Genomic DNA, 6,159 nt, shown 5'->3' on the forward strand with positions numbered 1-6,159 from the left:
GGGATCAGGACGCGCCGGCGGAGCTGACGGTGACGCCGGTCTCCGAGCCGATGACCGACCAGACGCTGCCGCGCCCGAAGACGACCAGCTGGCCCTCGCCGACGATGAGCGCGGTGCCCTCGTCGATGGCGACCCGGCCCTCGACCAGTCCCGCCTCGGTCGCCGCGATGAGGCGGGTCGAGGGTGCCGCCGCTGCGCCGCGTGCACGTCGACCGCGACGTCGATCAGGCCGATGCCCTGCTCGACCGTGACCTCGTCGAGGTCCTCGCTGGCGTCCTCCTGCACGACCTCGACGTCGCCGATGCGCCAGCCGCCGACGATGGCGGTCTCGGCGGCCACCGCGGCGCCCGCGGAGAAGCCCGGCGTAGGGCACGCCGGCGGTGACCTGGCGGCGGATCTCGCCGAAGACCGGCTCGAGCGCCTGGCGGTACGCGGGGGTCAGGCCGCCGCCGACGACGATGCCGTCGACGTCCTGCAGCTGCGCAACCTGGATGGACCCGCCCTCGGGCGCGAGCACCGCGACGGGCTCGCAGGGTCCGGCGGCGCGGAGGGCCTGCGCGTAGCGGTCGAACTCCTCGGCGCCCAGGCCGTCGTGGACGAGGACCACGGCGATGCGGGCCGGCTCCAGCCGGGCGGCATCGGTCGCCCTCGTCGTCGCCTCGGACAGGAACCGCGCGAGGAGGGGGGTGTCGTCATCCGACAGGCCGCCTCCGACCAGGTGAACACTCACCCCTCGACGGTACAGGGCCTGGCCCGGGAGCGCGTCCGGTCCGGGGCCCGCCGCCGACGCCTCCCGCGGCGGTCGGACGCCCGCCGGGGGGGGGGCAGGAGAAAGCCCGGCACCTCCGTGAGGAGATGCCGGGCTGTACGTGACCCCAACCGGATTCGAACCGGTGTTACCGCCGTGAGAGGGCGGTGTCCTAGGCCGCTAAACGATGGGGCCGTTCTCGCGAACTCGTCGAGTATGCCACAGCGCGCACACACCCGCCAAATCGAGCCCCGAGCCGGGTCGGATCCGCCCGCGCGCACGGCCGCCGCCACGCGGCTGCGGCGCCCCGATCGCCGCTCCCGGGCGCCCCCGCGTCCCGGGTTTGCCCCGCGGGGCCCGGACGGTGTTGGCTCCACTCATGCGATTGACGAAGCTCGAGCACGCGGCCCTGGTCCTGGAGATGAGCGGACGGAAGCTCTTCATCGACCCGGGCTCCTTCACCACCCCCATCACGGAGGCGATGAACGCCGACGCCATCGTCATCACGCACGAGCGCCCCGACCACTGGACCCCGGAGCAGCTGAAGCGGATCCTCGACAAGAACGAGGGCGTCCCCATCTACGCGCCCGAGGGCGTGGCGGCCGCCGCCGCCGACTTCGACGTGACCGTCGTAGCACGCGGGCGACACCATCGAGGTCGGGTCGTACACGCTGCGGTTCTTCGGCGGCGCGCACGCCGTCATCCACGAGTCGATCCCCGTGGTCGACGACCTCGGCGTCCTGGTCAACGGCGCGCTTCTACTACGCGGGCGACTCCTTCGTCGTCCCCGAGGGCGTCGACGTCGACCTCCTCGCCGCCCCGGCGGGCGCCCCGTGGATGAAGATCAGCGAGTCCATCGACTACGTCCTCGCCGTCGCGCCGCGGCGCGCGTTCCCGACGCACGAGATGGTGCTCTCGGCCGCGGGCAAGGCCATGTCGAACGGGAGGCTGCAGTGGGCGACGAGGAGCAGGGCGGCGGCGAGTTCCACGCCCTCGAACCCGGCGATAGCATCGACCTCTAGGCCCTGTTCGGGCTCTCGAGGAGCGGACGCGGGGTCATTCGGCATGGACGGACTCGCCGCGGCGTCGCTGATCATCGAGTTCCTGACCTGGATCGCGCTCGTCCCCGGCGTCCTCCTCTACGTCGCCGGCCTGTCGATCCGCGTGGTCGGCCGGCGGATGGACGGCCACCGAGGGCCTCGTCGCCGAGCGTCCGGCGGATCCCGACGCACCGACGTCCGCGCCCACGCGCGTCCTCCGCTGGTTCGACGGCGACGGCGACGTGCACGAGGCGCCCGCCGACACGCACGAGACGCGCGACCTCGCCGCGGGTTCCGACGTGCGCGTGTGGTTCTCTCCGCGCTCCCCGTGGCGCGTGGCCGCGCGCACGCCCACCGAGCTCGACGGCCGCGCCCTCCGCGTCACCGGCCTCGTGCTCATCGGCATCGGCGCGGTCGCGGCGGTCGCGGGCATCGTCCTGCTGTTCCTCGAGTAGCCCGCCGCTGCACCGCGCGCGGCACCTGGGCATCCGCCGCGTGGTCGGACGGGGCCCATGCGGACGTATAGGCTCGTCGTCGAAGGGGAGTACTCCCGTCCGGCGGTCGTGTCGTCGATACGGTCGGACCACTCCGACCCGTGCGGCCGGTTCCGCGAGCAGGGCTCGCGGGGTGGAGGAGACCTTCAGTACCCCGTCGGACCGCTGCGCGGATCCAGGTTGCTGGCGAACCCGCACATGGATGTCCCCTTCTGGCTCTGGGCCGCGACCATCGCGGCCGTCCTCGGCCTGCTCGTCTTCGACTTCTACGCGCACGTGCGGAAGGCCCACGAGCCGACCCTGAAGGAGTCCGCCACCTGGTCGGTGGTCTACATCGTCATCGCGCTCGTCTTCGGCGTGGGCGTCGGCGTCTTCTCGAACTGGACCTTCGGCGGCGAGTACTTCGCCGGCTACGTCACGGAGAAGGCCCTGAGCGTCGACAACCTCTTCGTCTTCCTCATCATCATGTCGAGCTTCGCGGTGCCGCGGGCCTTCCAGCAGAAGGTGCTGCTCGTCGGCATCGCGATCGCGCTCGTCATGCGCGGCATCTTCATCGCCCTGGGGTCGGCCATCATCGACAACTTCTCCTGGGTCTTCTACCTGTTCGGCGCGCTGCTGCTCGTCATGGCGTACAAGCAGATGAAGGAGACGCACGACGAGAGCCGAGTCGGGACTCGAAGCTCATCCGCACGCTCCGCCGCGTCATCCCCACCTCCGAGGACTACGACGGCGACAAGCTGACGACCCGCATCGACGGCAAGCGCCTCTTCACGCCGATGTTCCTGCGTGATGCTCGCCATCGGCCTCACCGACGTGCTGTTCGCCCTCGACTCCATCCCGGCGATCTTCGGCCTGACGCAGGAGGCGTACATCGTCTTCACCGCCAACGCCTTCGCGCTGCTCGGCCTCCGCCAGCTCTACTTCCTCATCTCGGGACTCCTCGAGCGCCTCGTCTACCTCTCGCAGGGCCTCGCGGTGATCCTTCGGCTTCATCGCCGTGAAGCTCGTGCTGCACGCCATGCACGTCAACGAGGTGCCGTTCACCGTCGACGGCGGCGAGCCGATGCTGTGGGCGCCCGAGATCCCGATCTGGTTCTCGCTGTCGTTCATCCTCCTCACCATCACCGTCGCGACCGTCGCGAGCCTCGCGAAGACGAAGCGCGACGCGCAGGCCGTGGAGGGCACGGACGCGGCCGAGGCCGCCCACGCGGACAACGCACCGGCGGATGCGGACACCCGCGCCGGGCGCGACTCGGGACGCAGCGTCGAGAGCGACGCGGACGCGACGCGCCGCCTAGCTCCCCCGCACGCGACGACGCCCGCTCCCCACGAGGGAGCGGGCAGTCGTCGTCGGCGGCCGCGGGCCGGGCGCTCACGCCGGCGCCCCGACGCCGCGGCACTCGAGCCGGCGGGCTCAGGTCACCGAGCTCAGGCCGGCGTGCTCAGGCCGGCGTGCTCCGGCGGGCGTGCTCCGGCCGGCGTCCTCAGGCGGGCGCGCTCATGCCAGCGGGCCCTCCGGGATCATGCCCCTCGGCCGTGAGTTCCGCCCACAGCTCGTCCGGCACGGGACGCGCCGCCCGCGCCGTGCCCTCGCGCACCTCGTCCGCCGTCGCCATGCCGAGCGCGACCGTCGTGACGGCCGGATGCCGGAGGGGGAACCGGATCGCCGCCTGCGGCAGCTCCACGCCGTAGCCCGCGCAGATCTCGGCGATGCGCCGGGCGCGGGCCAGCACCTCCTCGGACGCGGGCCCGTACTCGTAGGTCGCGCCATCCGCCGGGGAGTCGGACGCCGTGACCCCGCTGTTGAAGACGCTCACGGCGATGACGCGCGTGCCGTGCTCCTCGGCCGCCGGCAGCACCTCGTGGAGCGCCGTCTGGTCGAGCAGCGTGTACCGGCCGGCGACCATCGCGAGGTCGAGCGCGCCCGTGCCGATGAGGGCCGCGAGCGAGCGCGGGGTGCCGGACCCCGACGCCGATCGCCCGCACGACGCCCTCGTCGCGGAGGCGCGCGAGAGCCGGCACGGCCTCCCGCACGGCCTGGTCGAGGTGCTCGTCGGGGTCATGGATCAGCAGCACGTCCACGCGGTCGAGGCCGAGGCGCGCCAGCGAGTCGTCGAGCGAGCGGCGGACGCCGTCGGCGCTGAAGTCCCACCGCCGCACGTGGTCGCCGGGCACGTCGAACAGGTCGTCGTCCCGCCGGCCGTCCGGTGCGTCGACGGGCTCGAGGACGCGCCCGACCTTCGTCGACACGACGTGCTTATCGCTCGGGTGCTCGCGGAGCACCTCCCCCAGCCGGCGCTCGGCGAGGCCGAGGCCGTAGTGCGGGGCGGTGTCGAAGTACCGGATCCCGGCGTCCCACGCGGCGCGCACGGCGTCGCGTGCCTCGTCGTCGGTGCGGGAGCGGTAGAGGTTGCCGAGGGGCGCGGTGCCGAGGCCGAGCTCGGGCAGGTCGATGCGGCTCATGGATCCAGCATGCTCCGGGCGCGCGTCGGCGCCCGGAGCGATGCGGCGGGCGCCGACGGGAGACGCGGCGCAGCCGAGGCGCGGCGCAGCCGAGGCGCGGCTCAGCCGAGGCGCGTGCTCCCGATCCCGCCGTCCACGTCGAGCAGCGCGCCGTGCACGAACGCCGCCTCGTCGGAGACCAGGAACCGCACGGCGAAGGCGATGTCGACCGGGCGCACGGGCACGCCCGCGACGGTGGTGGCGGTCATCGCGTCGAGCACGGCGGCGTCCGACGCGTTGCCGGGCGTCGCCGTCACGCCCGGCGCGACGCTGTTCACCCGCACCCCGCGCGGCCCGTGCTCCGCCGCCCACGTGCGGGTCATCTGCTCGACGGCGGCCTTGGACGCCGTGTAGGCGGCGCCGAACGGGACGCCGACCCGCGACATCCACGAGCCGATGTTCACGACGGCCCCGGAGCCCCGCTCCGCCATCGCGGGCGCCAGCTCGCCGACGAGCACGTGCGGCGCGCGCACGTTGACCGCGAGGACGGCGTCGAGGTCGTCGTCCGCGAGCGCCGAGGTCGGGCCGACGGGGTAGATCCCGGCGTTGTTGACGAGGATGTCGACCCGGCCGCCGAGCGCGGCGACAGCGTCGACGGCGAAGCGGCGGATGCCCGCGGCGCTCCCGGCGAGGTCGGCGGGGACCGCGTGCGCGGTCCCGCCCGCCGCGGCGATCTGATCGACGACGACACGGGCGCGGGCCTCGTCGCGGCCGCTGACGACGACCTCCGCGCCGGAGGAGGCGAGCACGCGGGCGATCGCCGCGCCGATGCCGCTGGTGGATCCGGTGATGACGGCCGTCCGGCCGGCGAGCCGGGTGTCGGGGACGAGGGACTGGAGGACTTCTTCGTTGGACTGCATAGTCCAATTGCTACCACAGACTGGACCGCATGGTCCACCGCGATAGCATCGGGACATGGCCGAACCGAGGATCACCGAGCGCGGGCGCCTCACGCGCCAGCGCATCATCGAGGCCACCGGCGAGCAGATCCTGGCCACCGGCATCGGCGGCACCACCCTCGACGACGTGCGCGCAGCCACCCTGACGAGCAAGAGCCAGCTGTTCCACTACTTCCCCGGCGGCAAGCTCGAGCTCGTGCGCGAGGTCGCGGACTGGGAGGGCCGGCAGCTGCTGGAGGCGCAGGAGCCGCACATCCACGACCTCGGCTCCTGGGAGTCGTGGGAGGCGTGGCGCGCGGCGCTCGTCGAGTACTACATCGGCCGTGGACGCTGGGCCTGCCCCATCGGCTCGTTGGCGACCCAGGCCTCCGCCGTCGACCCGGAGCTCGAGCGGGCCATCGCCGAGGCGATGCGCTCGTGGCGCGCGTTCCTCGCCCGGGGCGTCGAGCGGATGCGGGGAGGCGGGGCTGGTCGCG

General features: G+C 73.3%; 6 protein-coding genes, 1 tRNA gene and 3 pseudogenes. 5 read left to right on the forward strand and 5 right to left on the reverse strand.

The features are described from left to right. Nucleotides 1-4 precede the first annotated feature (4 nt). Both ACZ411_RS04285 and ACZ411_RS04290 read right to left on the reverse strand, forming a co-directional pair. A complete protein-coding gene (locus tag ACZ411_RS04285; RefSeq protein WP_464168772.1) occupies nucleotides 5-730 on the reverse strand; it encodes a type 1 glutamine amidotransferase family protein in 726 nt (241 codons plus the stop codon). Nucleotides 731-870: 140 nt separating this feature from the next. Then, a tRNA-Glu gene (locus ACZ411_RS04290) sits at nucleotides 871-943 on the reverse strand. Between the two features lie 184 nt (nucleotides 944-1,127). On the opposite strand from ACZ411_RS04290, the pseudogene ACZ411_RS04295 reads away from it, so the two are divergent. The 4 genes and pseudogenes from ACZ411_RS04295 (at nucleotide 1,128) to ACZ411_RS04310 (ending at nucleotide 3,822) form a co-directional block, all read left to right on the forward strand. Continuing rightward, nucleotides 1,128-1,770, forward strand: a pseudogene (locus ACZ411_RS04295) (MBL fold metallo-hydrolase). A gap of 260 nt (nucleotides 1,771-2,030) precedes the next feature. After that, nucleotides 2,031-2,243, forward strand: coding sequence for a hypothetical protein (locus tag ACZ411_RS04300; RefSeq protein ID WP_464168774.1), 213 nt, complete (start codon nucleotides 2,031-2,033; stop codon nucleotides 2,241-2,243). A 237-nt stretch (nucleotides 2,244-2,480) separates the two neighbouring features. Further along, a pseudogene (locus tag ACZ411_RS04305) lies at nucleotides 2,481-3,206 on the forward strand (TerC/Alx family metal homeostasis membrane protein); the annotation flags it as partial. A gap of 73 nt (nucleotides 3,207-3,279) precedes the next feature. After that, nucleotides 3,280-3,822 carry a hypothetical protein gene (locus tag ACZ411_RS04310; protein WP_464168793.1) on the forward strand — a complete coding sequence of 181 codons (543 nt, stop codon included), beginning with the start codon at nucleotides 3,280-3,282 and terminating at the stop codon, nucleotides 3,820-3,822. Here the strand turns inward: ACZ411_RS04310 and ACZ411_RS04315 are convergent. The 3 genes and pseudogenes from ACZ411_RS04315 to ACZ411_RS04325 all read right to left on the reverse strand — a co-directional run bounded on the left by ACZ411_RS04315 (nucleotide 3,767) and on the right by ACZ411_RS04325 (nucleotide 5,644). Beyond that, complete coding sequence (locus ACZ411_RS04315; RefSeq protein WP_464168785.1) at nucleotides 3,767-4,345, reverse strand: aldo/keto reductase; 579 nt, start codon at nucleotides 4,343-4,345, stop codon at nucleotides 3,767-3,769. The two genes, ACZ411_RS04310 and ACZ411_RS04315, sit on opposite strands and share 56 nt — an antisense overlap. Then, nucleotides 4,308-4,745, reverse strand: a pseudogene (locus tag ACZ411_RS04320) (aldo/keto reductase); the annotation flags it as partial. The pseudogene ACZ411_RS04320 and the gene ACZ411_RS04315, both read right to left, overlap by 38 nt. A 101-nt stretch (nucleotides 4,746-4,846) precedes the next feature. Next, nucleotides 4,847-5,644, reverse strand: a complete 798-nt coding sequence (locus tag ACZ411_RS04325) for an SDR family NAD(P)-dependent oxidoreductase (protein WP_464168776.1) — start codon at nucleotides 5,642-5,644, stop codon at nucleotides 4,847-4,849. 55 nt (nucleotides 5,645-5,699) lie between these two features. Here ACZ411_RS04325 and ACZ411_RS04330 point away from each other — a divergent pair. Next, nucleotides 5,700-6,159 (forward strand): TetR/AcrR family transcriptional regulator (locus ACZ411_RS04330; protein WP_464168778.1); only part of this gene is annotated, 460 nt, incomplete at its 3' end.

The sequence above is a fragment of the Clavibacter sp. AC415 genome, assembly GCF_979252985.1.